The organism is Vibrio pacinii DSM 19139, assembly GCF_000711795.1.
Taxonomy (GTDB): Bacteria; Pseudomonadota; Gammaproteobacteria; order Enterobacterales; family Vibrionaceae; genus Vibrio; species Vibrio pacinii.
This window is the reverse complement of the sequence record NZ_JONH01000013.1, coordinates 154,768-180,616: the sequence shown is the minus strand read 5'-3', so window position 1 is coordinate 180,616 and position 25,849 is coordinate 154,768. Positions and strand designations below refer to the sequence as shown.

The 25,849-nt window shown below is 45.2% G+C and carries 24 protein-coding genes; 20 read left to right on the top strand and 4 right to left on the bottom strand.

Annotated elements, in window-relative coordinates; translation table 11 throughout:
• Window positions 1-89: 89 nt before the first annotated feature.
• Both BS19_RS09970 and BS19_RS09965 read right to left on the bottom strand, forming a co-directional pair.
• Entirely contained in the window at window positions 90-1,775 is a 1,686-nt protein-coding gene (locus BS19_RS09970; protein WP_038175025.1) for an AMP-binding protein, read from the bottom strand.
• Between the two features lie 127 nt (window positions 1,776-1,902).
• Window positions 1,903-2,640, bottom strand: coding sequence for a helix-turn-helix domain-containing protein (locus BS19_RS09965; protein ID WP_038175023.1), 738 nt, complete (start codon window positions 2,638-2,640; stop codon window positions 1,903-1,905).
• A gap of 441 nt (window positions 2,641-3,081) precedes the next feature.
• On the opposite strand from BS19_RS09965, the gene BS19_RS09960 reads away from it, so the two are divergent.
• The 15 genes from BS19_RS09960 (at window position 3,082) to BS19_RS09890 (ending at window position 15,857) form a co-directional block, all read left to right on the top strand.
• Window positions 3,082-3,261 carry a Flp family type IVb pilin gene (locus BS19_RS09960; RefSeq protein WP_038175022.1) on the top strand — a complete coding sequence of 60 codons (180 nt, stop codon included), beginning with the start codon at window positions 3,082-3,084 and terminating at the stop codon, window positions 3,259-3,261.
• Between the two features lie 145 nt (window positions 3,262-3,406).
• The gene (locus tag BS19_RS09955) at window positions 3,407-3,571 is read left to right on the top strand and encodes a Flp family type IVb pilin (protein WP_038175020.1); all 165 of its coding nucleotides are present in this window, start codon (window positions 3,407-3,409) and stop codon (window positions 3,569-3,571) included.
• Between the two features lie 24 nt (window positions 3,572-3,595).
• Window positions 3,596-4,108, top strand: coding sequence for an A24 family peptidase (locus BS19_RS09950; protein ID WP_038175019.1), 513 nt, complete (start codon window positions 3,596-3,598; stop codon window positions 4,106-4,108).
• Window positions 4,109-4,133: 25 nt separating this feature from the next.
• Entirely contained in the window at window positions 4,134-5,480 is a 1,347-nt protein-coding gene (locus BS19_RS09945) for an ATPase AAA (protein WP_038175018.1), read from the top strand.
• A complete protein-coding gene (gene cpaB / locus BS19_RS09940) occupies window positions 5,477-6,220 on the top strand; it encodes a Flp pilus assembly protein CpaB (protein WP_038175017.1) in 744 nt (247 codons plus the stop codon). The genes BS19_RS09945 and cpaB overlap by 4 nt, the downstream gene beginning before the upstream one ends.
• An 8-nt stretch (window positions 6,221-6,228) precedes the next feature.
• The gene (locus BS19_RS09935) at window positions 6,229-7,707 is read left to right on the top strand and encodes a type II and III secretion system protein family protein (protein WP_038175015.1); all 1,479 of its coding nucleotides are present in this window, start codon (window positions 6,229-6,231) and stop codon (window positions 7,705-7,707) included.
• An 8-nt stretch (window positions 7,708-7,715) separates the two neighbouring features.
• Window positions 7,716-7,982 (top strand): hypothetical protein, encoded by a 267-nt coding sequence (locus BS19_RS09930; RefSeq protein WP_038175014.1) that lies wholly within the window; start codon window positions 7,716-7,718, stop codon window positions 7,980-7,982.
• A gap of 15 nt (window positions 7,983-7,997) precedes the next feature.
• Complete coding sequence (locus tag BS19_RS09925; protein ID WP_038175013.1) at window positions 7,998-9,242, top strand: pilus assembly protein TadG-related protein; 1,245 nt, start codon at window positions 7,998-8,000, stop codon at window positions 9,240-9,242.
• Entirely contained in the window at window positions 9,242-9,697 is a 456-nt protein-coding gene (locus BS19_RS09920) for a TadE/TadG family type IV pilus assembly protein (RefSeq protein ID WP_038175011.1), read from the top strand. The genes BS19_RS09925 and BS19_RS09920 overlap by 1 nt, the downstream gene beginning before the upstream one ends.
• The gene (locus tag BS19_RS09915) at window positions 9,694-10,176 is read left to right on the top strand and encodes a TadE/TadG family type IV pilus assembly protein (protein ID WP_038175010.1); all 483 of its coding nucleotides are present in this window, start codon (window positions 9,694-9,696) and stop codon (window positions 10,174-10,176) included. Before BS19_RS09920 ends, BS19_RS09915 begins: the two co-directional genes overlap by 4 nt.
• A 12-nt stretch (window positions 10,177-10,188) precedes the next feature.
• A complete protein-coding gene (locus BS19_RS09910) occupies window positions 10,189-11,412 on the top strand; it encodes a CpaE/TadZ family protein (protein ID WP_038175008.1) in 1,224 nt (407 codons plus the stop codon).
• A gap of 28 nt (window positions 11,413-11,440) precedes the next feature.
• Window positions 11,441-12,913 (top strand): TadA family conjugal transfer-associated ATPase, encoded by a 1,473-nt coding sequence (locus BS19_RS09905; protein WP_038175007.1) that lies wholly within the window; start codon window positions 11,441-11,443, stop codon window positions 12,911-12,913.
• 9 nt (window positions 12,914-12,922) lie between these two features.
• The gene (locus BS19_RS09900) at window positions 12,923-13,891 is read left to right on the top strand and encodes a type II secretion system F family protein (RefSeq protein ID WP_038175006.1); all 969 of its coding nucleotides are present in this window, start codon (window positions 12,923-12,925) and stop codon (window positions 13,889-13,891) included.
• A 2-nt stretch (window positions 13,892-13,893) separates the two neighbouring features.
• On the top strand, window positions 13,894-14,838 hold the full coding sequence (locus BS19_RS09895; protein ID WP_038175005.1) for a type II secretion system F family protein: 945 nt from the start codon (window positions 13,894-13,896) through the stop codon (window positions 14,836-14,838).
• 11 nt (window positions 14,839-14,849) lie between these two features.
• The gene (locus BS19_RS09890) at window positions 14,850-15,857 is read left to right on the top strand and encodes a tetratricopeptide repeat protein (protein ID WP_038175003.1); all 1,008 of its coding nucleotides are present in this window, start codon (window positions 14,850-14,852) and stop codon (window positions 15,855-15,857) included.
• A gap of 49 nt (window positions 15,858-15,906) precedes the next feature.
• Here BS19_RS09890 and chrA read toward each other — a convergent pair whose 3' ends face one another.
• Window positions 15,907-17,043 carry a chromate efflux transporter gene (gene chrA / locus BS19_RS09885; RefSeq protein ID WP_038175001.1) on the bottom strand — a complete coding sequence of 379 codons (1,137 nt, stop codon included), beginning with the start codon at window positions 17,041-17,043 and terminating at the stop codon, window positions 15,907-15,909.
• 106 nt (window positions 17,044-17,149) lie between these two features.
• On the opposite strand from chrA, the gene BS19_RS09880 reads away from it, so the two are divergent.
• The gene (locus BS19_RS09880) at window positions 17,150-18,058 is read left to right on the top strand and encodes a LysR family transcriptional regulator (protein WP_038175059.1); all 909 of its coding nucleotides are present in this window, start codon (window positions 17,150-17,152) and stop codon (window positions 18,056-18,058) included.
• A gap of 31 nt (window positions 18,059-18,089) precedes the next feature.
• On the opposite strand, the gene BS19_RS09875 is transcribed toward BS19_RS09880, so the two are convergent.
• On the bottom strand, window positions 18,090-19,172 hold the full coding sequence (locus BS19_RS09875; protein WP_038175000.1) for an ABC transporter ATP-binding protein: 1,083 nt from the start codon (window positions 19,170-19,172) through the stop codon (window positions 18,090-18,092).
• A 448-nt stretch (window positions 19,173-19,620) separates the two neighbouring features.
• On the opposite strand from BS19_RS09875, the gene BS19_RS09870 reads away from it, so the two are divergent.
• From BS19_RS09870 to BS19_RS09855, 4 genes are all read left to right on the top strand, one after another.
• The gene (locus tag BS19_RS09870; RefSeq protein WP_425425009.1) at window positions 19,621-20,433 is read left to right on the top strand and encodes a carbohydrate ABC transporter permease; all 813 of its coding nucleotides are present in this window, start codon (window positions 19,621-19,623) and stop codon (window positions 20,431-20,433) included.
• A complete protein-coding gene (locus BS19_RS09865) occupies window positions 20,433-21,284 on the top strand; it encodes a carbohydrate ABC transporter permease (protein WP_038174998.1) in 852 nt (283 codons plus the stop codon). The genes BS19_RS09870 and BS19_RS09865 overlap by 1 nt, the downstream gene beginning before the upstream one ends.
• Window positions 21,285-21,380: 96 nt before the next feature.
• Entirely contained in the window at window positions 21,381-22,607 is a 1,227-nt protein-coding gene (locus BS19_RS09860; RefSeq protein ID WP_038174997.1) for an ABC transporter substrate-binding protein, read from the top strand.
• A 133-nt stretch (window positions 22,608-22,740) separates the two neighbouring features.
• Window positions 22,741-25,839 (top strand): beta-galactosidase, encoded by a 3,099-nt coding sequence (locus tag BS19_RS09855; protein WP_038174996.1) that lies wholly within the window; start codon window positions 22,741-22,743, stop codon window positions 25,837-25,839.
• The last annotated feature ends 10 nt before the right edge of the window (window positions 25,840-25,849 follow it).

Below are 25,849 nucleotides of genomic sequence, written 5' to 3'. Positions count from 1 at the left end.
CTTATCTTGGCATCATAATCGCTTTAGTTGAAAATGCAAAAAGGAGAGCGCTGCTCTCCTTTTTGTTGTGTTGATAGTTGACTAGAAAGCTATTCTTCCCAAACGACCAGTTGGCCTTTAGGCCAGTTTTGTCCCATCTCGTGATACTTTTGCTCAAGGACGTGACGTTTAATTTTTAGCGTAGGTGTCAAAATGCCATTTTCAATCGTCCATGGGTCTTTGATCATCAGCACGCCTTTGATTTGCTCGTGAGATTCAAGTTCAGAGTTCATTCGTGCAATGACTTTGTTCGTGGTTCGTTCATAACGTTTGCGATCAAAATTAGGGAAGTCATGCGGTACGACTAACAAAATCGGCCCGGGTAAGCCAAGTCCGATCAGACACATCATCTCGACGCGGCTGTACTCAAACAGTTTTTTCTCAATCGGTACAGGGGCGACAAACTTACCTTTTGCGGTTTTGAAGGTGTCTTTTTTACGCCCTTGAATCGTCAAATATCCTTCGCTGTCGATCGCGCCGATATCGCCAGTGTGAAGCCAACCATTAGCGTCAAATGACTCTTGAGTGGCAATATCATTTTTATAATAGCCGGAGAACATCCCCTTGCTGCGAACCATGATCTCTTGGTCATTGGCAATTTTTAATTCGATACCTGGCCCGGCGTTACCGACACTGCCAATCTTGTCGGCTCTAAATGGGTAGTTTAGGGTGCTGTAAGCGAAAGATTCGGTCATCCCCCAAGCTTCAGTAATGTGTAAGCCCACACTGTGATACCACTCAAGCAGAGCGGGAGACACTGGCGCCGAGCCACAACCTAGCACTCGAGCTTTATCCAACCCAAGCCCTTCTGCGAGCTTCTTCTTGATTAATGAGTTAACGAATGGGATCTTGAGCAGTAAGTTAAGTTTTTTTGGCGGAAGTTTATCTTGGATTCGTTGTTGGAATAGTGTCCACAAGCGTGGTACTGAGATGAACAGCGTCGGACGCTGCATCTTAACATCTTCGATAAAGGTATCGAGAGACTCTGGAAAAGCGGTTTGCACACCGCCCATGATAGAAGAGCCAAAAATGTAAACACGCTCGGTGATATGAGCGAGCGGCAAGTAAGAGAAAAGACGGTCATTCTTCTCGATACCAATATGATTGATCAGCTGCTGAGCTGACCAACTAAATGCGCCGTAAGTGAGCATCGCCCCTTTCGGTAATCCTGATGTTCCCGATGTGTATACGATAGACATCAGTTTATCGTCATAGTGTTCTGGGCGATTTGTCGTCGGTATCGCTTTGGCTATCTGCTCAGAATATTGGTATTGACAGTTTGGCGCCGAGTCATAAGGCAGTGAAATCGTAATCAGCTCGCTAATTGAATCGATGGCTTGCTGTGTTGCTGCTTTGTCGTCGAGCTTACCCGCGATAAGCGCTTTGCTTTCACTGTGCGTTAAGCAGTATTCAATGGTGTCCGCTCCCGCAGTAGGGAAAATCGGTACACTGACAAAGTCACCAAGTGTCATGGCCAAATCGCAAATAAACCATTCGGCACAGTTTTTTGAAACCAATGCGACTTTATCGCCTGGCTGGATGCCCAGTTCATTTAACACACTTACCAATTTTAGCGCTTGGTCAGCGACTTGCGCGTAAGTGAACTCGACATGTTGGCGATTAATAGTCTGTTTCAAATAGACCTGGTCTGGGCGCTCTTGCGCCCATTTTAAGATCATCTCATTCGGCGGGGGGAGAGCACAGTGTGGTTTGCTTAACTCGTTAGGCTGAATCATTCTCTAACTCCGTGTTATTGGCAAAATATTATATTTATTGTTAATAGAATGTTAACTCTAACATGCTCACTAAAAGGGATGAAAGCAATTATCGAGAGTTTGCGTTCATCTTGTGACCATGACACTGTTAGTGTAGTTGACGGTAGATTGCAGGGCTAATCCCCGTTTTTTTCTTAAAAATACGTGAAAAGTAAGAGACATCATTGTAGCCGCACTGAAATGCAATGAATGAGATCTTCTCTTTTCGCGCGTTGATCAACAATTGTTTGGCTAAATTGATCCGCTTAAGGGTTAAATAATCTCGAAAACTGACCCCAATAGTTTTATGGAAAAACTTAGAAAAATAGGTCACGGAATAGTGACAGTATTCGGCAACGTCTTCTTCACGTATGGTTCGCGATAGATTTTTTTCTATGTATCGGAGCATTTCAACTAAGTCTTTACTGATATGTTTGTGCGAGTGGACTTGAGTGAGCTTATGGATATCGAGGATGTCTTGATGTTTGGTGAATTGGTAGATGATTTGTTTATTAAGTTCTTCAGCCCAAGTATGCATATCATCAGAACCTAAATTGAAGGTTGAAAATACCACCTCTAAATGTTCGATCTCTGCAGGTAGTCTTTCGTTGTAGATGACTACCAAGCGTTTATCTAGGTTTTGACATAGTTTAGTCGCGGTAAGAAAGAGCGAGTGAAAAGAGTCGTCATAATAGAAAAAACAGAAATGAATGCTGGGTTCACTGAGCACTGACACGTCGTAGCCATAATCCCAAAGATGGAAATATCGCTCTAGCGAACGAACTGTGTCTTTTGGTATGTAAGTTGCTGATTTTCCAAGCCAATACCCTTTGTGTAGCACATCCACGATATATTCCAGACCTATTTGCCGTAAAGGAAATCTACCCATCAGCTTAGTCGTATATCGCTGACAACGGCAAGGTGACTATTGAGTGTTGTTATGTTTATAGTGGATGTTATTTGTACTAAGGTCTCATTTTCATTTTATATAAAGTTAGTCAAGTATCAAAAGTGAGAAATAGTGCTCATTTATCCGTTTGGCTGAATTATTAACATTAGTGGTTAAATAACTTGCTGTTTCATAAGTTTTTATATTTATCCTTAGTTAGAGCTATTAGTTTAAATTAGTCAAATTTTGATATGTGTCGTTCTAATCTATCGGGTTAATGAATGGTTAAGTGGCAAAAAAGTACCAATGATGACTAACAAAGTCCTAACGCTTGTTTCCGTTTATCTCTAAATTTATCAATAAGCGCATAGCTTAATGAACTTTGGAAGGAGACACCTCATGAGCAAGCTAATCAAAAACATCACTGCATTTATCAAAGATGAAGAAGGTCTAACGGTCGTCGAGTATGTTGTCGGCGCCGGGCTGATTGTTATCGCATTGGCTGCGGTATTTGACAATTTAGGCACCTTATTGCAAGGAGAACTCGCGACTATTTTTGATGAACCAGCGGCAGGCTAACACCATCAAATACCATCGTGTGCGGAGTTATTTTTTGCTGATATAAATGTAAATAGGAAATAACTCAAATCCCGACTATTATTAATTTTAGGCTTGTAAGACTCAACCATAGTTTTACAAGCCTAAATGTTTTTAGGGGGACAGCATGAAAATATGGACGAGTGTTAAAGCTTTTTTAAACGATGAGAGTGGCCTTACGGTTGTTGAGTATGTCGTTGGTGCAGGATTGATGGTCATTGTGTTTTCCGGTGTTTTTGTCGCCTTTAGCGACTCCCTTACATCAGAATTAAGCTCAATTTTTGAGGGCTAACTTTTAGCTTAAACAAGGTCTAATATGAATTACTTAGTTTGGTTCGGATTAGTTGTTATAGCTGTTACGGATGCGCGTGAGCATCGCATCCCCAATGTTTATTTGCTTATTACACTGCTTGTATGTGTCATCAACGGTTTTTTTCAACCTGACCCCTTGGACGTTTTTCTCAACTCTCTCTCAGGCGGTGCGATTTTCTTTGTTTCCGCACTTCTGCTCCACTTCATTCGTATTATGGCTCCAGGTGATGTCAAATTATTGGGTGTGGTCGGTTTCTGGCTTGGCTGGGGGCAATTACTCAATGCGACAGTCTGGATTGCGCTATCAAGCGTGGTGGTTGGTCTGTTGTATGCGTTATTTAATCGAGTTCAAACCGGCTCTACGCTCAAACAGCTTATTAAAAAATATTCAATGATGCTCGCTTATGGCTCTCAAGCGAGCTTAGTGATGACCAATGGTGGAAGCATCGAGAAAAAACTTCGGATGCCTTTTGCTCCTGTCGTTGTAATTGGTCTTGCCATGTTCCATTACTTTTAAATTACAAAGAAGACAAGGAGTCACTATGGTTGAAGCGACAGCGCAAATAAAACACAGGATCGAACTGACGCCTCAAGCTGATGCTCCACCTGTGCCGACTTCTTTCGATGCGCTAGGTTTGCCCAAAGCAGTATTAGAAAACTTACTGGTTAAGCACCTTGCCGCATACCCTAAGTCAGATCTTTTGCAACTGACTAAATTAATGTGCATCAACAGCCACATGATTGAGGAGATGTTAGGTGACTTGCGTGCAAAATCTTTGGTCGAAGTGTTTCAGGCCCAAAGCGCTGGTTTTCAAACGACCAGCACAGGGCATATCCGTTACGGTCTTTCTGAGCAAGGAGTGCAAGAAGCCGATAGCGCTTTTGTAAAAGATGCCTACCTAGGACCTGTGCCCGTTTCACTCACCAGCTATGACGCGATGGTAAAAGCGCAAGATGTCCGAGCACAGATGGTCAACCGTCAAGACGTCACTTATGCATTAAGCGATGTTTTAGGCGCTGAACGGATGATCGCTAGCTTAGGACCTGCCATTAATTCTGGTCGAGCGTTGTTGCTATACGGAGACGCGGGAACCGGCAAAACGTTTGTTGCGACGCGCTTGCTCAATTCTCTCAACACCTCCGTTTATATTCCGTACGCGGTTTACGCGGCAGGTAACATCATTAAAGTATTTTCTCCTCAGCACCATAAGCGGGTTACGAGTTCAGAAATCCAATCGATAGCCTTTAAAGAGCAGTTTGATCGACGTTGGTGTCTATGCGAACGCCCCAGTATCCAAGTTGGGGGGGAGCTGACGATGGATATGCTTGAGGTTAATCACAGTGAGCATAATCGTGTCTGGATGGCGCCGCTGCAGATGATGGCCAACAATGGTATTTTCATTATTGATGATTTAGGTCGCCAAACCATGCCAGTCGCCACTTTGCTTAATCGTTGGATAGTGCCGATGGAATATTTCTACGACTATCTCTCGTTGCCAAATGGCCAACAAATTACGATCCCTTTTATTCTTACCCTAGCTTTCTCTACTAACTTAGACCCAGAAAAGATCAGTGATCCTGCCTTTTTGCGCAGATTAGGTTACAAAATTCAGTTTGGTCCCTTGCTGGAATTAGAGTATCGCCAGTTATGGGACAAGCTCTCTCAAGGACGAAATTTACAACTCGCAGAGAGCTGTTTCCCCACATTATTGGACTTGCATCAGCAACACAGTGTGGGTTTTTTCCCATGTATTCCCAAAGATTTAGTCGGTATCAGCCGTGACATCATTGTCTTCGAAGAAAACGAACCAGTGATTACCGCAGAGATCGTTGCCCGAGCTTGGGATGTCTACTTTACAGCGGATGGTAAAGGTGGAGGTGCCCGATGAGTCGAAGCCAAGTTATCTTATTATTTTTACTCTCTATCGCTTTTGGTTTAGGGGCGGTGTTTTTTGCTAAGCAATGGATGGACAGGCAGTTAACCCCGCAAACTGAAGTTGAAGTGGTTGAACGTGAACCTGTTATGGTTGCGGCGCAAGAGATTCCTTCCGGGAGCATTATTGAGCAGCAACATATAGCGGCCAAGTTACTTGAAGTCGCGTGGCGAGATGAAGCGCAGTTTATCACTGAAGAATCAATACTTGGTGAAGTGGCCGCGACGACAATTTACCCAGGGGAAATCATCAATAGAAACCGTCTGGCCAATTCTGGTGAAGGGTCGACATTGGCGGCCTTGATTCCCGAAGACAAGCGTGCGGTTACCATCCGGGTAAATGACGTTATTGGTGTGGCTGGGTTTTTATTACCCGGCAATAGGGTCGATGTGCTCAATACGATAAGTTACAGCAGAACCTCAGCCAGAACGCTAACGGTGTTGAAAAATATTAAAGTACTTGCCGTGGATCAGACCGCAAGAAGTACCGAGAACAAGCCGGTTATTGTCAGAGCAGTGACGCTAGAGGTCTCCCCCAATGAAGCGGAAAAACTGTTGTCCGCCCGCAGTAAAGGCGAAATACAGCTGACATTACGTAACCCCCATGCGGAAGAAAAAGTGATCAAAAGATATGTTGCTCCTAGTGTCACGATTCTCAAGGGAACCGAGAAAAGCAATATCAGAGTCAATGATTGAGGTGAACTATGCGCACACTATTCGTTTTTTCAAGTCTTCTGTTTTTTATGATTTTTAATGTTCAGGCTGCGACTCAATCTGGCAAAGTGGTCAAAGTGCCTCATCATAAATCGACGCATGTTACCTTAGCAGGGAAGGCTAAGCGCGTGTCATTGGGTGACCCGGATGTGCTCGATATTGTGATGCTTAAGTCGGATGAAGTGTTTCTTATTGGTAAAAAGCTCGGTTCGACTAACTTAATGGCATGGGACAGTCGGGGGCGTTTAATCGAATCGATCGATATCGAAGTTACTCACGATCTAAATAGTTTGAAAGCTAAGCTGTATGAGTTTCTACCTAACGAAACAATTGAAGTGCACAGCGCGCAAAATCGTTTAATTTTGAGTGGACAAATCAGTCATCAATCAGCGATGAATATTGCGCTAAGAGTGGCAGAAACCTACTCCGCAGGTCGTGAAGCTGATGAAGAGAATAAATCTCTCAGTGAGCAAGTTGACAAAACTGGGGTGATTAACCTGATGACGATCGGCGGCGCTCAGCAAGTGATGCTGGAAGTGACGGTCGCAGAGGTACAACGAAGCTTAGTGAGAAAGTTCGATGCTAACTTTCAGTTTTTCCAATCGAGTGGCTCTGAGTTTAAATGGGGTGGCACTTCTGCCGGTGGTGGCTTACCGACAGCGATAGGTCCTCCTAGTTCTGTTACCCCTATTTTTAACGCGCCATCTATAGATGCTACCGGATTTCTCGGCTCCTTTATTGATGGTAATACTCTGTTCTCTTTTGCGTTGGATATCGCCAAGCAAAATGGGACAGCCAAAGTACTTGCTGAACCAAACTTAACGGCATTAAGTGGTTCAAAAGCAGAGTTCTTAGCGGGTGGTGAGTTCCCTATTCCAGTTCCTGATGAAAACGGCATTACCATTGAATATAAAGAGTATGGCGTTGGTCTGAAGTTTATCCCCACCGTTTTGTCGGATCAGAAAATCAATCTCAACCTCGCAGTCGATGTGAGTGAAATTGCCAATACCTCTTCATTAACTCTGGCACCTGGTGGAACAAACAGCACCTATGTGATACCACCTATCACTCGCCGTAGTGCCTCATCCACTTTAGAACTAGCCGATGGTCAAACCATTGGTATCGCAGGTCTTATCAGCGAGAACGTGCGAGATGTTGTGCAAGAAATGCCTGGGTTTAGTGATATCCCCATCTTGGGTCAAATGTTCAATAGCCAAGAGTATATTTCGGGTGAAACGGAACTGGTCATCTTGGTCACGCCGAGATTAGCTCAACCCGTCGACAGGAACCGAATCACGTTACCAACCGATTTTTACGTTCAGCCGAATGACTTTGAATATTACTTACTCGGTCGTGGCGCCTATATTGCGTCGCCCAACAATATGGTGCCAGTGCAACAAGACAATGAACCCGAATACGTTGACCGCTCTAAGGGTGGGACTGAAGGGACATTTGGACACAGTCTTTAGGAGATAACATGAAACAGATCATTATAACCATGAGCGTGTTCTCTTTGGCCATATCGATGCTCGGCTGTGTAAACAATGCCGATAGTCTTGGTGCTCACGTAGCAAAACTTAAAACAGAACAAACATACAATCCGAACGCAACTCAAGACAATCTTGGTGTCGTTCCGTCAGGTAGTGGTGAGCGAATGGAAGGTGCCTATCAAGTCTATACGGGTAAACAAGACTCAGAGTTGAAAGGTACTGATAGTCAATTCTTAGAGGGGTTTAGTAACTAAACTCAAGGAGCTACTATGAATCGGAATCAAGGTTGTCGATCATTGAATCGGCAAAAAGGTCTAGTCTTGGTACTGGTTACAGCAACGATGATTGCTCTGATAGGCGTCGCAGCGCTATCTATTGACGTTAACCACGCAATGATGAATAAGTCACGCTTGCAAAACAGCGCTGATGCCGCCGCACTTGCCGCCGCCGTCGTCATAGATAGTGATGGCTCTGTTTTAGATGCCACGACCGCTGCGAATAACACCATCACCAATATTGCCAATGCCACCGGTAATGGCGAAATGTCATTTGATGCCGGTTCGGTGATAGTGCAATTTACTAATAACCCTACTTCCTTTCCCACTCCGCCAGCCATTCAGAGCGCAGGGTTTGATGATAGCCAAGACACCTTTGTCAGAGTGATCATCAGTAACTATCAATTAGAAAACTATTTTGCAGATTGGCTTGGTATTGATAAATCGTTAAATGTTTCGGCGGCGGCGGGCCCAAGCCCGAGTGCCCCTGCGGTGAACGTTGTGCCGATGGCGGTTTGTCAGGACGAATCGGCGACCGGCAGCAAAGGGTACGACACGGGAAAACTATACGCCTTGAAAATTGCCGACCTCAATCAAACGGAGATGGGAGCGGGTAACTATCAACTACTCGATTTTGGCTCAGGGGCCGATACAGTACGTAGCGCTCTTGCGGGGGGCTTTGAAGGGCGAGTTGGTATTGGTGATACCGTCGTCACTAAACCCGGCAATACTGTTGGTCCTGTAGGACAGGGGCTTAACACGCGTTTTGGTGACTATAGTGGCGGCGGACTCTCTGCAACGGAGCATCCAACGGATGTTTATGTCAAAGAACCCGTTTCAAAGGCGACGTTAGATAGTAACGGCAATATAGTCTACAACGATACTTCAGGTGCTGATGGTCAAGGTTGGAGTCATCAAGATTACGACAGCGCGATGCCGTGTACCGGAGACAGTGCTTGTCGAATCGAATCTGGAGGACAGTTTGATCGGCGTATATTAGTCATTCCCATTGTTGATTGCTCTGTCGCAAGCGGCGGGACCAACACCTTTACCGTTACCGCTTTGGGCTGCTTCTTTTTGTTGCAACAAGCGCCAACATCAAATAGCGGCAAAGAAGCGGTATTTGGTGAATTTTTGCATGATTGCTCTGCCTATGGTGGTACGCCAGGGCAGAACTCGGACGCAGAAGGTCCTTATCTGATTGTGTTGTATGACGATCCTGATCGGAGGGAATCGTGATGATTAAGCCAATCAAGACGCCATTAACATTCAAGCAAAGCGGTTTGGCTGCGGTCGAGATGCTGATAACGGTGCCGATATTGGTGGTTATCTTGCTGGCAATTACCGAATTTGGTAATGCGTTTATCCAGTACAACACGCTAAATAAGATGGCGCAAAATGGAGTAAGGCATGCCACGGCTGAAATTCTAGGGACAGGGAGTACCGTGCCTTGTAACAACGCGACCACGGTAGCCGATACCATGAGTGTCGTGCTCTATGGGCGAACAGTGAGTGCGAATGCTAACCTTGTTATGGATGGAGTAACGGCTGAGGACGTCACTATGAGCTGCACAGGCAAATACGTCACCATTACGATTAATCATCAGTACACGCCAGTTATTGGCTCTTTCTCTTCTGAGACATCGTTTAATGTGCCGCTTATCGCTTCAGCAGTGATGAGGACAGGAGCATGAGAAAACAACAAGGTGTCACGATTATCGAGTTCACCCTGATCGCGACCACGCTAATGTTGATCATCTTCTCTGTGATTGAGGTTGGGCGTTATGTCTACTCTTTGCAGACCATCAACGAAATCACCCGAGTAGCGGCACGGCTTGCGACTGTTTGCCGTGTTGAAGATAGAAATGACATTCCCGCTTTGGCTATTCCTGATTATGCGCCGGGAGGATTGAGTGTTGATAATATTGTTATTGATTACCTTGATGAGAGCGGCAACGTGGTGACAGGAACTCTGACAGATGACGATGTCTTTTCTACAATTAGATATGTCAGGGCGAGAGTGGTTAATTTTAGTTATCAATTCACAGGGTTATTAAGCTTCATCAATTTAACTGGCTTGCTGGAGGTTCCTGAGTTTGAAACCATCCGGCCAAGAGAGAATTTAGGTCACCATCGACGCTCTGATGGCACCGAGAGCAGTTCTGATTGCTAGGAGGCAACATATATGGGAGAGGCGGTGAAGATAGCACCAAGCGGCGCAAGCCCGATAAGACTGAAAACCAATCTGACGATCTGGGTGTTTTACTCGTCAGATGCTTTTCATCTTCACATTAGCCATGAGCTTTCTAAATGCCAAAGCATTAGTTATGAAATGATCTCGTTTCATGGCCTTGTGGTGGCGAACCTTGCGCACTTTTCACCACCTGATCTGATTTTCGTGGAGACCGGCCCTAACTGGGCACAGAAGATTGTTGAGCTGCAGCATTACGAAGCACCTGATATCAATCAGGACAGTCATGAAGCGTCGTTAATTGTCTTTGGCAATGAAAGTGATAATGGCGCGTTAAAAATTGCATTGCGTATCGGTGCGGCTGATTTTGTGTCGAATACGGCGCAGATTGATGACTTGATTCCGTTATTGAAGAATGTCGCAGAAGAGAAAGTGGCCAGTCGTAATTTGGGCGAGCTACTGGTGTTCATGAATACCAAGGGGGGCTCTGGTGCGTCAACTATCGCACTCAACTCTGCGATCAAAATGGCCAGTCAGCATACTGATCAAGTCTTGTTGCTCGATCTTGATCTTCAGTTTGGCGTCGTCAACGATTATCTGAGTATTCATCCGACGTACAGCATGACGGATGCGTTGGCCAATGTGTCGGATTTAGATGAGGTTTCTTTAGGGACATTCGTGACTAAGCATAAGTCGGGGTTACATGTTCTGTCATTTAAACGTGAAAATAGTCATGAAAACTATGAGAAAGCCAAACAGTTAAACAAGTTACTGCCGCTTCTAAGAGAGCATTACCCCTTTGTGATTGTTGATCTTTCGCGTGGTTTAGACCGACTTTTTGCTCCGGTACTTGCGCCTGCCAGTAAGATTTATTTGATCGCGCAACAAAACTTAGTCGCGATTAAAAATACCACGCAAATGATCAAGTTGTTGTCGTTTGAATTTGGCTTAAACAAAGATCAAATGGAAGTGGTGATTAATCGTTATGAAAAACGCCAGTCAATTGGGCTCAAAGATATCCAAGGTACGCTAGGGGACTTGCCGCTACACACGGTGCCGAACGAATTTAAGGTTGCACTTGAAAGTGCCAATCTTGGTAAGCCGTTCATCGAAAGCAAAAAAGGTAGCGCTATTGCCAAGTCGATTACTCGATTTGTTGAGACATTGACTCCTCAACCTGAAAGCAAAAAAAGCTGGTTAAGACGATTGTTTTCTTAAATTTGAACAGAAATGAAAGAGAGCTAGCATGTTTTTTAAACGTAAAAACTTAAATCCTGAATTGCAGGAAAAGGTAGCTGCCTCTGAGCTACAGCAGCAAACTAATCGCTTTAATGAGCCGGGAGAACATAGTGACTCGGAGCAAAAACTTGACTCTAACCAGCTGAAAGAAAGAAAAAAAAACGAGCATGATGCAAAAGAAAAGGTAGTTGATGAGACGCGTAAGCAGCTCACTCAAGAACAAGAGGTCAAACACTATTATCACCAAAGACTGCTCGAAACCTTAGACCTTGGACTTTTGGCAAGCCTTCAGCCTGATAGGGCAAAGGCTGATTTACATGATGCCATCATCCAGTTGATGGCAGATGACCAGACTCATGCACTCAGTGCCGAAGGGCGCAAGCGCGTGATCCAACAAATTGAAGATGAGGTGTTTGGTCTTGGGCCGTTAGAGCCGCTACTTCACGATGCCACTGTCTCGGATATTTTGGTCAATGGACCTAAGCATGTATTTGTAGAGCGACGAGGCAAACTCGAACTCACCCCTTACACGTTTCTTGATGAACGTCATTTACGTAACATCATTGACCGGATTGTCAGTCAGGTTGGTCGACGTATTGATGAGGCTTCTCCGATGGTTGATGCGCGCCTTGCTGATGGTTCACGTGTTAATGCCATCATACCGCCACTGGCTTTAGATGGCGCCTCGGTGTCTATTCGTCGTTTTGCGGTCGAAAAGCTCAAAATGGACAACTTAATTGAGTTCAATTCAATCTCTCCAGAGATGGCTAAATTTGTTGAAGCCGCGGTCACTGGTGCGTTAAACGTCTTGATATCAGGAGGGACTGGTTCAGGCAAAACCACCACTTTGAATATATTTTCTAACTTTATCCCCTCAGATGACCGCATCGTCACCATCGAAGACTCAGCAGAGCTACAACTGCAGCAGCCACATGTTGTCAGGCTCGAAACTCGTCCGGCTAATTTAGAAGGGAAAGGCGAGATCACGCAACGTGACTTAGTGAAAAACTCACTACGGATGCGCCCTGACCGAATTGTGCTTGGTGAGGTTCGTGGTGCTGAAGCGGTTGATATGTTGGCGGCGATGAACACCGGTCATGATGGTTCATTAGCGACAATTCACGCCAATACTCCACGAGATGCGTTATCAAGGGTAGAGAATATGTTCGCCATGGCGGGCTGGAATATGTCGGCCAAAAACCTTCGCTCGCAGATCGCCTCTGCTATTCACTTAGTGGTGCAAATGGAGCGTCAAGAGGATGGTAAGCGGCGTATGGTCAGTATCTGCGAGATCAATGGCATGGAAGGTGAAATTATTACCATGTCAGAACTGTTTCGTTTCCATCGTCAGGGGATGGATGAAGAAGGCAATGTATTAGGCTACTTTACTGCTACGGGGGTTGTGCCTCAGTGCCACGACCAATTAGCCAAAAAGGGGTTGCATCTTCCTTTTGACATCTTCAATGAGACTTACTCATAAGGGGGCATTATGCAGCAGGATGCGACGTTATTTTTTGTTCTACTCTTTTTTGCGGTTGTGTTTATTTCACAAGCTTTAATTCTTCCTGCCGCGGGCAGTAAAGCGAAACACAAAGAGCTGTCACAACGATTAAAAGAATCCCAAACTAACCTTGATGAAGAAGCCAGATCGTTATTACACGATCACTATATGAAGAGTTTAACGCCTATTGATCGCCGTTTGGTGAAATTCTCCGCGTTTTCATCATTGAAAAAGCTGATAGAACTGTCCGGTTATGATTGGAGCTTAAGTCAAACATTGTCCGTTACGCTACTCTGTTCAGTGCTGCTATTTTTAGGCGCCATGTTACTTGGTCAGCCACTTTATGTCGGCGTTGTCGCCGCCATCGGCATTTGGTTTATTCTCTATTTTTGGCTCAACAAAAAAATCTCAGATCGTCTGTCTGCCTTTGAAGAGCAATTACCCGAAGCGCTCGATATCATGCGCCGTATGCTACAAGCTGGCCAGCCTGTCACTCAAGCGTTCAACGAAGTCGGTTCTGAGATGCCAGCACCGATTGGTGTCGAGTTCAAAAACACCTTTAATTTGCTCAATTACGGTTACGATATGCGCTTAGCCATCATGCAAATGGCAGAACGAACGCCAACCGTCTCGATGTTGGCTTTCTCAAGTGCGGTGTTATTGCAAAAAGAGACCGGAGGCAACTTATCTGAAAATCTAGAGAAAGTGTCTCGGGTGCTGCGGGCACGATTCAAACTGCAACGTAAAATAAAAACGCTATCGGCAGAAAGTCGGTTATCCGCATGGATATTGGTGTTGTCGCCGTTTATTTTGTTCCTTTTTCTCACTTTCATTAATCCAGAATATGTTGAACCTTTATACACAGATCCTCGTGGTATGGACTTAGTCAGCCTTGGGGTCGTCAGTTTATTTATCGGTTCGATGTGGATTCGAAAAATTATCAACTTTGAGGTATGACCATGGAAGACCTCATTCGAATTATTAACGAGTTACGAATTGATGAGCAAACCGCATTTTTAGCGCTGATTCTGATTGCAACGGTATTGATTATCTTCACTTCTTTTCTGTTGCTGCTCAGTTCCAAATCGCCACTTTCCAGTAAGCTCGAAGAGATACGTAAAAGCTCTGGCAGTGGGCGATTAAAGAAAAGCCGTCGTTTAGATAACACTCTAGAGTCACTAGCACCGGTAATGCAGCCATCCAATAGCAAAGAAACTGAGTCGGTACGCGCTAAGTTAATGCATGCGGGTTATCACGATGCCAATGCCCTCACGGTTTTCTATGCCTTAAAAGGGGTCACCGTGCTGATTGGTTTCTCGATGGCTGCCGCGATGTATTTTTTCTTGCCTAATTTGTCTCAGTTGAATCTTTTTATGTTGGCCAGTGTTGCGACTGGGCTTTATGTACCGAATGTGGTGTTAAAACTTCAAGTTGATAAGCGTCAATCTCGAATTCGTGGCGGGGTGCCAGATGCGCTTGATTTGTTGGTTGTGTGTACCGAATCCGGTCTGGGTTTTAATGCAGCATTGCGTCGAGTTGCCGACGAGTTGATGATTTCTCACCCTGACTTTGCCGATGAGTTGGATACCGTATGTGGCAAAATTAAAGCGGGGGTGGAAATGTCGGATGCGTTCAATGAGCTGGTCAAAAGAACGGGGGTCAAAGAGATCGCTGGGTTGGTGACGATGTTGTCTCATGCTTCGCGAATTGGCGGCAGTTTGTCGCAAACGTTACGTGAGTATACCGAAGATTTTCGTGATAGGCGTAATCAAGAAGTTGAGGAAATCGCAGCGAAAATACCGACTAAAATGATTTTCCCGTTACTGCTATTCATCTGGCCTTGTTTTTTTATTGTCGCTCTTGGGCCCTCAATGCTCTCTCTAACGGCCACGCTAGGGAAGTAAGGAACGCTATTATGAAAGTATTACGCTATTTCGTGTTACTGGTATGTATTTCGTTACTGGTTGCTTGCTCTAATACCAAGCCTCAGTTGGACACCTCTCTTTATGATGGTAAGCCGATAGACACCTTGTCACTCGATGAGCCACCTAAGACTGAGCAAGAAGCAATATCTCGAGGTGATTTGGCGCTCAGTGGTAACAATATGGACTTGGCGCTGTATGAATACATTCGCTCGTTGTCGTTTGAAAATGGCCAATTCAGAGATAAAGCATTGTTCAATATTGGGCGCATTCACCAATCACGAAGCAACTTTGCCTTAGCTGAAAAGGCCTACTTAATTGCAGTGGAAGAAAACCCTAATAACACCAAAGTACTCGAACAATTAGGGATTTTATACAGTCGTAATGGCGATATCACCCAAGGTAAAAGCTACTTCTTACGCGCAGTCAACGCTGATCAATTGCGTTTCGCTTCAGGTGAGACGTTGCAAGGAGCCGACTTAATGACGGTGGAGTCGGTGCTTAAGCTGAAAGTTGATCAATATTCACCAGAATATGCGTATATGGGGTTGGGGGTTGTTGCGGATCTTGATAAACAGCACGCACTTGCACAGGCCTTTTATAAACAATCGCTTAGCATTGATCCTAATTCAATCAAAACGCTAACTAACGTGGCTTATTCGTTTTATATGGATGGGGATTACCGCAAAGCTCAACGTTTTATTTTACAGGCACTAGACAAAGATCCAAGCAATGAAAAAGCGCTCAACAACTTAGCCTTAATCTACCTTGGTAAAGGTGAAATTAATCGCGCGTTGAACGTTTTTAACCAACACATGGGCAGACCAGAAGCGCTAAATAATGTTGGGTATTTTCTTACCTTACAAGGCAAGCCCGAGCAAGCGATTCCTTATTTGCAGCAGGCGATTAGTGCTAAAGCAACTTACTATAAAGTGGCGAATGAAAATCTTGAAAAGGCGCTTGCGATGGTCAGAGAAGAGCAGCAAAAACAAGCAAAATAGAGGAGAGTCTTGCTCTCCTCACGTGCTGTTGGTTAGTGGCGTGGTCTGTCTAGCCTTTCAGCAGTCCTGCGAAGATGAAGCATGCCACCATCCAAATAATAGGTAATTTGTGTTGTTTGAGTAGGTAGAACCCGAATAGAACCAAGGCGATATCGGTCGTCTTGAATACAGCGCTAACAAAAACAGGTTGATAAAGAGCCGCAATTAGCAGACCAACCACAGCTGCATTGACACCGTTTACCGCGCCAGACACTTTGGGATTTTGAGCTAAAGATTGCCAGTTTTTTAGTACCCCAAGCAGCAGCAAAAAGCCAGGAAGAAACACCGCTAAAGTGGCCGTTATGGCGCCTAAGATCGGTGCGTTTGGCAGTAATTGATAACCGATGTAAGTTGCGAAGGTAAACATTGGCCCGGGCACTGCCTGAGCGGCGGCATAGCCGGTTAGAAAAGCATCTTGGCTAAGTTGGTCACCGACAATATTTTGCAACAGTGGCAGAACAACATGACCACCACCAAACACTAAGCTTCCCGCTTGAAAGAAGTCATTAAATAGCCCAAGTTGTGGTATTACCTGCACCGCAATTGGCAGACCAAGCAACAAACCTAAAAAGATCGCCAGCGGCAAGACAGAGGGCTTGAATGGGGCGCAATCGCGGTGGTCACTATTTCCTAGCCATTGAACGCCAATCAACGCGGCAATGATCAGTACGGTTATTTGCGTTGCGATACTAGGAATAAGCAGCAAAGCGATTGCAGTGAACACACATATGCTGGCAGATAAGCGCTGTTGGCAAAAATTTTTATACATTCCCCAAGCCGCATCGGCAACCACCACCACCGCCAGCAGTTTTAAGCCATGAACGACATTGTGAAACGCGTTAGTGTCAGTCAATTGACTGCTTAACACGGCGAGTGCCAGCATGATCACAATGGAAGGAAGCGTAAAGCCTAAAAACGCCATACACGCACCGCCCAAGCCGCCGCGTTTATACCCTAATGCAAAACCAACTTGGCTAGAACCAGGCCCCGGTAAAAACTGACTCAGAGAGACGATTTGTCCATACTCTTGATCATCAAGCCATTTTAGCTTCTCAACAAAAGTATGACGAAAGTAGCCAATATGAGCGGCAGGGCCGCCAAAACTAATCCACCCTAACCAGAAAAAGGTTTTAAAAATAGACAACATGGCGTTGGCTTCTTATTCAATAAACAGTGCCGATAATTTACGGAATGCGATAGGATGATTCAAATTAATAGTCTTGATATTAACTATGAATTAAATGGGTTGGCTGATGAAAGAATTTAATTGGAAAGGGGTCGATCTAAATTTGCTGGTGGCGTTTCAAGCGCTTTATCAAACCCATAGTGTCAGCCTTGCCGCGCAGCGCTGTTTTGTCAGTCAAAGTGCCATGAGCCATACTTTGCAACGGATGCGATTGCTGTTTGATGACCCTTTGTTTGAGCGAGTTGGTAGTCAAATGGAGCCGACTCAGCATGCTCAAGATATCGCCTCGGTTATAGATTCTTTGCTCATGAGTATTCAATGCGATCTATTGGTCAAGAAACATTTTTCACCGATAGAGTACTCTGGCGTATGGAAGATTGGTTTAACAGATTATGCCGAGCAACTGTTTGCTCCGGCTCTGTATGACTCGATAAAACAAGCTTCTCCGCTGGCACAGGTGAGCTTTTATAACGTTAACCGCAGTAACTATGTCGATATCGTCGAGCAAGAAAATCTCGATGTGGTCATTGGCAGTATTGAGAATATCAATCGACGTTTTTTAAGTGAGCATCTCTATACTGAGCAACACTTGTGTCTGTTTGACCCGCAAGTGATCACGACCAATGACGCGATGAGCTTAGATGAATTTGTCGGTCATGAACATGCGTTGGTTAGCCCCGATGGCAGTTTACAAACCCAAGTGGATAAGCGACTGCATAAACTAGGCTATGAGCGTCAAGTTAAAGTGGCTTCACGAAACTTTCTCACCGTACGCCGTTTGTTGTTAGGGCGAGCCTTAGTCTGTATCGTGCCTAAGCGTTTTGCGCAGATGGAAATTGAGGCGCATGGGTTAAAAGCGATTTGCCCACCGCTCGAGATCCCTGATTTTGATATCAGCTTACTCTATCTTAAAGCCAATCAGCATGAAGAGAAGAGTCTCTTCATGCGAGCACAAGTTAAGGCGGTGGTTCGCTAGTAACCAAAGTTACTAGCGATCAATTCAATCATCACTCGACTCTTAAGCCATTATGGTCAAATAAGTGACAATCTTGGTGTTGAAAGCTCAGTTTGAGTTGCTGAAACTTAGTCACTTCTTGATCGCCAGGCAAATGAACCTTAAAACCATCTACACCACAAGCCTGGCCGAACATATAGGTACTATTGCCTAGACGCTCGACAACTTCACTTTGGAACCCTAAGTGAATATCTCCAGAGAGATCAATCGCCAAATGTTCTGGGCGAATGCCTAGCGTAATCGTATCGCCACTGTTGAGCGGTTGCTTGACCGAGGGAAGGTTAAACAGTGAGCCATCTTGACTGACAAGTTGCAAACCTTGCTCATTATGCGATTCCACCTGGGTAGGAATAAAATTCATCTTAGGAGACCCGATAAAGCCTGCGACAAACACATTTTGTGGTTTGTGGTAAAGCGCGAGTGGCGAACCAACTTGTTCAACTCGACCATCACGTAACACAACAATTTTATCGGCCAACGTCATGGCTTCGACCTGATCATGGGTGACATAAATCATAGTGTTTTGCAGATCTTGGTGCAGCTTGGCTATTTGCAAACGCATATCAACACGAAGCTCCGCATCTAAGTTCGAGAGCGGTTCGTCGAATAAGAATACTTTTGGGTTACGGACGATCGCACGGCCGATGGCAACGCGCTGGCGTTGACCGCCAGATAACTCTTTGGGTTTACGTTTGAGCAGTTGATCAAGTTGTAGGGTTTTTGCGGCGCCTTGCACCTGCTTTTGAATGAGTTCTTTTGGCTGTCCATTCATTTTTAGGCCAAATCCCATGTTTTCTTCTACGGTCATGTGCGGATAAAGTGCGTATGACTGAAATACCATGGCAACGCCGCGCTCAGCAGGATCAACATCATTGACTAATTGATGATCAATGTGAATCTGACCTGATGTTATCTCTTCAAGGCCTGCGACCATGCGCAATAAAGTTGATTTACCACAGCCAGATGGCCCGACAAAGACGACAAACTCACCATTCTCAATCTCAAGGTCGACCCCGTGAATCGTTTGGACATCACCAAAGCGTTTGATGACCTGTTTTAAGCTGATGTCAGCCATACCTACTCCTTGCCTTATGGCTAAAAAACGCGTTTGTGAGCAGTTCGCGCTCACTTATTCGCTATTGTTTTCGTCTTGTCTATAAAACATACGCGTTTAATCAGAATTTGTTAGAGAGTGTAGAAAAATTGTTGATCATGATCATGGTTATTTACGGATAAAGTGTGAATTTTGTGGAAACGTTTACAAAATCAATTCATCTCTGTGTATTTAATTAGCATAGTTATTAATATATGGCTGTAGATTAGACAAAATTTCATCTTATGTTCTTTTTTCGGCTACTTTTACTAAAGTATTTATCGAGGTTAAGAATGGAAGATGTGACAAGGAGTCACACAAAATGGAGCAATCTGTGAAAACGATATACCCAGAAAACCGCCTTCCTTCGGCAAGGCGTAAGGCAAGGGTAAGTGCTAAGCTTTCGCCATGGCTATTTTTGGCCCCTGCAATGCTCATTTTTTCGGTTTACGTTATCTACCCAATTATGGATAGTATCTGGCTTAGTTTCTATCAATGGGATGGACTCGGAGAAAAAGTGTGGGTCGGGTTGGGAAACTATCGTGAGCTGTTTGATTCAGACGCTTTCTATACCTCACTAAAAAATAACACCCTATGGTTGGTATTTTTTATGCTTGCACAACCGATTGGACTTGCGATAGCGCTGTTCTTGAATCAGCAGGTGAAAGGCATTCGTGTCGTTAAGTCGTTATTCTTTTTCCCGTTTGTTATCTCACAGGTGGTGGTAGGCTTAGTATTCGCTTGGTTTTACGATCCCTCATTTGGTTTGTTTAACATAGTACTTGGCGCCTTCGGCATTGAGCCGATTTCGATTCTCGCCGATGAAGACTATGTCACTTACGGTATTATTGCCGCAGGCCTTTGGCCACAAATCTCCTACTGCATGATCTTGTACTTAACAGGGTTGAATAATCTCGATCCTGAACAGCTCGAAGCTGCACGTCTTGATGGCGCCAAGAAATGGCGCATGCTCTGGTATGTGGTGATCCCACAACTTCGTCCGGCAACCTTTATTGCCATTGTTGTTACTGTAATTGGCGCGCTGCGGTCCTTTGATCTTGTTGCCACGATGACCGCAGGCGGGCCTTGGGGCAGTTCAACGGTATTGGCTTATCAAATGTACGAAGAGTCAATTTTCAACTATCGAATGGGCTATGGCGCGGCAGTTTCCGTTGTGTTGTTCCTCATCATGGACGTGTATATCGCGTACTTCTTATGGCGTATGTTGAGGAGTGAGAAATAATGTACCCACAACCGATTCAAAAAGCGGGACGCTTTGCCAATATCAGCTATCGAGTAGCATTACCGATTTCTATTGTGATGTGGCTACTGCCACTGATCGCAGTAATGATGACCTCGATCCGAGGTATGGAAGACATTAACACTGGTAACTATTGGGGGTGGCCGAGCGAGATTCAGTTAATTGAAAACTACACTCAAGTTTTCATGTCGACAGCCATGGGCCAATACCTAATCAATAGCTTGATTATCACCCTACCAGCGGTGGCTGGCGCTGTCGCATTGTCGACTCTGGCAGGCTTTGCATTAGCCAAATATAACTTCAAGGCTAATGTCTGGATCTTTGCCATGTTTATCGCGGGTAACTTTGTCCCGTTCCAAATTTTAATGATCCCCGTGCGCGACTTGACCATCAGTTTTGGTCTTTATGATACCCACTTGGCGTTGATCTTTTTCCATATCGCTTTTCAGGCGGGTTTTTGCACCTTATTTATGCGCAATTTTATTGTTGGCATCCCCGATGCTCTGATTGAGGCCGCACGTGTTGAAGGTGTCAGTGAATGGAAAATTTTCTGGCATGTGGTCTTGCCTTTAGTGCGCCCTGCATTAGCCGCATTGGCGGTACTGGTGTTTACTTTTATTTGGAACGACTTTTTTTGGGCTTTGGTGTTGGTGCAAAGTGATGAAGTGCGCCCTGTCACGGCTGGCCTAAGTTCACTGCAAGGGCAATGGCTTGCTTCATGGCAGTTGATGTCAGCTGGCGCCATTGTTGCTGCGATTCCACCAGTGGTACTGTTTTTTACTATGCAGCGTCACTTTATTGCGGGCTTAACACTTGGTGCAACGAAAGGTTAATCAATATTGCGGGCTTTCTTTGGTTCGCTATTTAGGTAAGTGAATAAATATAACAATCGGACCCATGAGCTTTGGCTCACTAACAAGGACCTGAATATGAAATACGTGAAACATCTCGCTGCTACCGCGATTCTCGGGGCAACACTATCAACCGCTTCATGGGCGGGGACGTTGGTGATCAACTCTGACGCCTCTGATCCAGCGCCAAAACAAGCATGGGGTGAAATCGTTAAACGATTCGAGCAGGAATACCCAGATATTACCGTTAAGTACAATCTCTATGATCACGAAGCATATAAGACCACTATTCGTAACTGGTTAGTGACTTCGCCACCAGATGTGGTGTTTTGGTATGCTGGAAACCGCATGAAAACCTTTGTTGATCGAGGCTTGTTTGAAGATGTTACCGACATTTGGCAACAAAATGGTATGTACGATGACTTTACCTCTGCCAAGCCTGCGATGACGATTAAAGATAAGCAATATGGTGTGCCTTATACCTACTACCAATGGGGCATCTACTACCGAAAAGATATTTTCGATAAATATGGTATTGGTGAGCCCAAAACTTGGGATGAGCTACTAAAAGCCTCTGCAACGTTAAAGGACAACGGGGTAACGCCGTTTACGATAGGTACTAAATACTTATGGACGGCTGCAGGGTGGTTCGATTACATCAACATGCGCACCAATGGCTTAGATTTCCATATTCAGTTGATGGATGGCAAAGTGCCTTATAGCGATGAGCGGGTAAAAAAGACCTTTGCTAACTGGGCGCAACTAGTTGAACCTGGTTATTTCCTCGAAAACCACGCTTCATACTCGTGGCAAGAAGCGCAACCTTTCCTCTACAACGGTCAAGCGGCGATGTATTTGATGGGTAACTTCCTAACGGCTAACTTCCCTGATGATGTTAAAGATAAAATGGGTTTCTTCCAGTTCCCGATTATCGACTCAAGTATTCCTAAGGCCGAAGACGCACCGATGGATACCATCCATATTCCTGCCAAAGCGAAGAACAAAGACGACGCACGTAAATTCCTCGCTTTTGTTGCTCGTAAAGAAAATCAGCAGCTTATCAACCAGATGATGTTGCAAATACCGACCAACAACAAAGCGGAAGTGAAGGATGATCCGTTCCTCAATAAAGGCGTTGAGATGCTAAATACCGCTTCGGGCACCGCGCAGTTCTACGATCGCGATACGGATCCTGCGATGGCGAAAGAAGGCATGAAAGGTTTTCAACAATTCATGGTTCACCCAGATCGTATCGATAAAATCTTGAAGCAATTGGATAAGGTCAGTGCGCGTACTTTTAAGTAAGTGAGACTGAACCTGTAAGCTAACGCTCTATTGATTGGCGCCACTTTGCCAATCAATGGAGCGCCCTATCTTTCGAGCGCTGCCTTGCTAAGCGGCTGCGCTTTTTTTTGTACAGTTTCACAAGGGGACTGTGATGAGAACTTTTGCCCAGATCATAGCGGCGCGTGAGTGGGAAAACCAACATGTCGTTGCCCATAATGTCTTACCCGCGCACGCTCCTCTATACGCCTACTGCAATCAAACCGACGCACTCAACCAATCACCCTCGAGCAATCGGCGCAGTTTGAATGGTCAGTGGCGTTTCACTTTGTTTGATCAACCCGAAATGGTCAATGAGGCGTGTGTTGAAAAGAGTTTTGATGACAGTGACTGGTCTTCAATTTCTGTGCCGAGCAATTGGCAATTACAAGGTTTTGATAAGCCGATTTATACCAATGTCAAATACCCGTTTGCCGATATACCGCCGTATGTACCACAACATAATCCGACAGGATTGTATCGGTTAAGCTTTGATTTTTTGCCAAGTGAAGGGCAAACCCGCATTGTGTTCGATGGTGTAAATAGTGCTTTTCATTTGTGGTGTAACGGTCGCTGGGTCGGGTATTCACAAGACTCAAGACTCGCGGCAGAATTCGATTTAACCGACTATCTGCAACAAGGCACTAATCAGCTCAGTGTAATGGTGTTGCGTTGGAGTGATGGTTCCTATTTAGAAGATCAAGATATGTGGTGGTTGAGCGGCATTTTCCGTGATGTCACTTTGATTACCAAGCCGAAGATTCATATTAAAGATGTCGCGGTCATCACGCACTTGGACAGCAGTTATCGCGATGCACAGCTTAGCGTAACCACTATTTTGTCGGAAAAAAATCTGCCTCACCATGTTGATGTGGCACTCTTTGACGTGAATAAACAGTTAGTTGCTGAGCAAAGACAAGTGCCAGGGCATCCGTTTGTCGATGAGAAAGGGCCATGGTGCGATAAAGTTGAGCACAAGATCGCGATTCATCAACCAGAGCTTTGGAGCGCAGAGTCTCCGACGCTCTATCGAGTGGTGGTCAGCTTGCTTGATGAACATGAACAATTGCTCGATTGTGAAGCATACGATGTTGGCTTCAGACAGGTTGAAATTAGCAACGGTCAGCTCAAGGTTAACGGTAAGCCATTGCTGATTCGTGGCGTCAATCGTCATGAACACCACCCTGAGCTTGGCCATGTTATGACATATGACGATATGCTGCATGACATCAAGTTACTAAAACAAAATAACTTTAACGCTGTGCGCACTGCTCATTATCCCAATCATCCTGTTTGGTATCAGCTGTGTGATCAGTATGGTTTGTATTTGGTTGATGAAGCCAATATTGAAACTCACGGTCAATTTCCTATGTGCCGACTCTCCGACGATAGTGATTGGCTCAACGCCTACATGCACCGTATGACTCGCTTAGTCGAGCGAGATAAGAACCATCCTTCAGTGATCATTTGGTCATTGGGCAACGAATCGGGGATTGGTGCCAATCATCATGCCATGTACCAATGGGTCAAACAGCGAGATCCTTCTCGGCCGGTGCAATATGAGGGTGGCGGCTCGATGACCGCAGCGACCGATATCATCTGCCCTATGTACGCTAGGGTTGATTGGGACTTACCAGTAGTTAAGCACCAGCCTCACGTCACGCCGCGCGTTGGTATAAAAAAAGCCATCGCTCTACCTGGCGAGCATCGGCCGCTTATTCTATGTGAGTATGCCCATGCGATGGGCAACAGCCTGGGGAGTGTTAACCATTACTGGCAAGCTTTTCGCGATCACCCGCGTCTACAAGGTGGCTTTATTTGGGACTGGGTCGATCAGGGGCTAACTAAAGTGGACGATAACGGTGTTGCTTACTGGGCTTATGGCGGTGATTTTGGTGATGAGATTAACGATCGTCAGTTCTGTATCAATGGCCTAATTTTCCCCGATAGGCGTCCTCATCCAACACTTATGGAAGTTAAAAAAGCTCAGCAGTTTTATCAATTTAAATTGATTGATCAACAACCGCTCACCGTGCAGATAAATTGTGAAAAACTGTTCACTGACAGCGAAGGCGAAGTTTTGCGCTGGTCGCTACTCGAGCAGGGCATGGTGGTGAATAGTGGTGACATTGACTTATTGATCGGCAGTGAGCAATGCATTGATGTCGTGATAGACAATAGCTACCCGCTCAATCAGACGGGCGCTCGTTATCATCTTAACATTGAGGTGGTTCTTCGTCATGCAACGGCTTGGGCTGAGGCTGGGCACATTACGGCCAGTGAACAGTTTGAACTGGCGGTAACGCCGAATTTAGTCTTGCCAAAATCAAAAGGATCATGGCAGGCCAATAGCTCGGATAGTCCTGATAAGCTTTTAGTCTACAGTGATCTTTTTGCTATTGAGTTCGATAAAAAACTCGCCGCGATTGTTAGTTGGCAAATCAATGGTAATGAAAAACTGAGTCAGCCAATTTTAGATAATTTTTATCGCGCGCCGCTCGATAATGACATTGGTACCAGCGAAGCCGATAAGCTCGACCCTAACTCTTGGTTCGCGCGTTGGCAATCTATCGGTCTAGAGCAGTGGCAGCGAGAGTTGCTTGAATTTGAATGGTTTGAAACCAAAGCTGGGCTGCAAGTGGTGACGCAAATTGCCTACCATTATCAAGGCGCGTGTATGTTGATCTCGACCTGGCGTTATCTGGTTAGTGACCAAGGTGAGGTGGCGCTTGATATCGATATTGAGCCTGCACATGGTTTACCACCTTTGCCGCGTATCGGACTCGAGCTAGCCTTATATGATCATGATGAAGAACATCAGCAGACGGTGAGTTGGTTTGGTCGTGGCCCGCACGAAAATTATCCTGATAGAAAACAGTCGGCACATATTGGTCGTTATCAATTATCGCTGGCTGAGATGCACACCGACTATATTTTCCCTTCAGAAAACGGTTTGCGCTGCGATGTCACTCAGGCTCAGATTGGTGAGCTTGAGCTCAATGGACGCTTCCATTTCTCTGTCAGCGAGTATAGCCAAGCAAATTTAGCACAGGCAAAACACAGCAATGAGTTGGTCAGGGAAAACGCTATTTTTGTCCGGGTTGATGGGTTTCATATGGGGGTTGGTGGCGATGATTCATGGACGCCAAGTGTCCACAAAGAATACCTACTCAGTGAGCCACGCTATCACTATCAATTGATGATCAAGTTTTAAGGGGGGGGGG